Annotated in this window: 3 protein-coding genes; all 3 read left to right on the top strand. The window is 66.0% G+C overall.

From position 1 onward, the window contains the following. On the top strand, nt 1-682 hold a 682-nt coding region (locus B2W70_RS08465), incomplete at its 5' end, for a sensor histidine kinase (protein ID WP_286744749.1). Next, nucleotides 679-1,308, top strand: a complete 630-nt coding sequence (locus tag B2W70_RS08460; RefSeq protein ID WP_058087977.1) for a response regulator — start codon at nt 679-681, stop codon at nt 1,306-1,308. The genes B2W70_RS08465 and B2W70_RS08460, both read left to right, overlap by 4 nt. A gap of 83 nt (nt 1,309-1,391) precedes the next feature. After that, nucleotides 1,392-2,521: lipopolysaccharide biosynthesis protein (locus tag B2W70_RS08455; RefSeq protein WP_286744745.1), on the top strand; the 1,130-nt coding region annotated here is incomplete at its 3' end.

The raw sequence follows: 2,521 nt of genomic DNA, 5'->3' as shown, positions 1-2,521 counted from the left end.
CGCCATCGCCCGCGAGATCCACGACGACGTCGGTGGGGCCCTGACGGCTGTGAAATTCGACCTGGCCTGGATCGCTCGCCACGCCCCGACGCCCGAGATCGCAGACAGGGTGCAACAGGCGCTGGAGTCCATCGGTCACGCCCACGAGGCCAGCCAGCGCATCATGCACAACCTGCGCCCGGCCATCCTGGAGCAGGGTTTGGTGGCCGCCCTGCAGTGGATGACCGACCGCTTCGGCAAGCGCACCGGCATCGAAACCACCTTCCGCACCAGCCACGAAAAGATGCAGCTGGCCATCGGCGTGCCCCTGGTGGCCTACCGTTTCGCCCAGGAGGCGCTGACGAATGTCTCCAAACACGCACAGGCCAGCAAGGTCAGCGTCGATGTCTCGCAGGCCGGTGGCGTGTTGTCCATCGAAGTGACCGACAATGGCCGAGGCCTGAGCCCGGAGGACCTGGCCAAGGCGCGCTCCTTCGGGATCCGCGGCCTGCACGAACGCGCCGAGACGGTGGGCGGCTGGGTCGACCTCAGCAGCAAACCGGGCGTGACCTCGCTGATCCTGTCTGTGCCGCTCTCTGGCCCTGAAAACGGTTTCATCGATCGGCTGCTGCCAGCACTGGATGGCGAGGCAGCGATCGCTGACCCCGACCGAGACGACCCGACCGCCTGGGGCAACCTATGATCAAAGTCATCCTCTGTGACGACCACGCGCTGATCCGACGCGGCATCCGCGACACCCTGGCCGACGCCGAAGACATCGACGTCGTGGGCGAAGCCGCCGACTACGGCGAGCTGCGCGCCCTCTTTCGCGACCAAAGCTGCGACGTGCTGGTGCTGGACATCAACCTGCCCGGCCGCAGCGGCCTGGACGTGCTGCACGTGCTCAAGGAAGAAGGCAACCCGGTCAAGGTGCTCGTGGTCTCGATGTACCCCGAAGACCAGTACGCCATGCGGGCCCTCAAAGCCGGCGCCAGCGGCTACCTCAACAAGGGCAGCGATGCGGCCCAGATCGTGGCCGCCGTGCGCACCGTCTCGCAGGGCAAGAAGTACGTCACGCCCGAGATGGCGCAGATGCTGGTCGACAACCTGACCACCCCTGCCCAGGAAGACGCTCACCAGAAGCTCTCCGACCGCGAGCTGCAGACGCTGGTCATGATCGCCTCGGGCAAGCGCCTGTCCGACATCGCCGAGCAACTGCTGCTCAGCCCCAAGACCGTGAGCGTCTACCGCGCCCGCGTGCTGGAAAAGCTGGCCCTGACCAACAACTCCGAGCTGACGGTCTACGCCATCCGCAACGGGCTGGTCTGAGCGCTCATTTCCCCCTGATTTGGTGGTTCAGGGGCACGCCCTCCCCGCCGAAAACCCTTTCGGACAAGGGATGATCGCGACCCATGAACATCAAGCGCTCGCAGCAGTCGGCCTTTGACGCGGCCAAGTGGATGACGGGGTCGAGCTACATCGTCTTCGTCACCGGCTTCGTCAACAGCGTTTTCATCACCCGCGGGCTGGGGCCTGAGGCCTACGGGGTCTACTCCTACCTGATCTGGATGGTGAGCACCGCCGTGAGCCTGGCCGGCGGCGGCCTCAACGTCACGGCCATCCGCTTCATCGCCGAGGCCGTGGGGCGGGGTGACGTCGAGCAGGGGCACGCCATTTTCCTGCGGCTGCGCAAGGTGCTGTGGCTGGCGCTGGCGGGCATGGGCGCCCTGCTGTTGACCACGGCCTTCCTGCCCGCCGTGTACCCGGCGGAGGTGTCTCAGCGGCTGGTGCTGCACCTGGTGTTCGTGGTGCTGTGCGCCGTGCTGCGCGCCCTGTACATGTTCGAGGTCTCGGCGTCCAAGGGCTACTCGGTCTTTCACACCGAGGCCATCACCACCACGCTGATCAGCCTGGGCACCACGGCCACGACCTTCACGCTGTTCATGACCAAGCAGGGACTGGATGCCTACCTGTTGCTGTTCCTGGTGGCAGCGGCCCTGCACCCGGTGATCGCCCACGTGCTGATGCGCCGCGCCGGCCTGCGCCCCTCGGACGGCCCGCTGCCCGACGACATCAAGGCCAAGCTCAACGAGGGCGTGCGCTGGAACACCTCCTTGACGCTGGTGGGCATGCTGTCGTCCAAATCGATGGACACCTACCTGCTGGGCCTGAGCGCGATGACGACTTACGTCGGCTTCTACAACATCGCCGGTGCGCTGTCCAAGAGCGGCATGGACCTGCTGACCAATGGCTTTTCGTCGATGCTGCTGCCGTTCATCTCGCGAGCCCAGGGAGAAGGTGGGCGCGAGAAGGTGCAGGAGATCTTCTCGGTCTCGGTGCGCTTCTACCAGTTCATGGGCGTGCTGGTGGCCGCGGGCGGCTGGCTGATGTCCGAGCTGATCGTGCACACGCTGTACGGCCATGCCTACGACGAGGTCATCCCCGCCCTGCAGACCATGGCCATCGTCGGCGGGCTGACGACGTCCTCGGCTTCCTATTCGGCCGTGTTCATCGCCACCGACAACCACCAGGCCCGCCTGCG

Origin of the sequence: Aquabacterium sp. UBA2148 (assembly GCF_002328915.1) — a bacterium.
Classification (GTDB): Bacteria; Pseudomonadota; Gammaproteobacteria; order Burkholderiales; family Burkholderiaceae_C; genus Aquabacterium; species Aquabacterium parvum.
This window is presented reverse-complemented; position numbering and strand designations above follow the sequence as displayed.

Bases quoted from the DNA above. Each gene is read 5' to 3' on its own strand.
- B2W70_RS08460 (WP_058087977.1), top strand. From the start codon at position 679: ATGATCAAAGTCATCCTCTGTGACGACCACGCGCTGATCCGACGCGGC.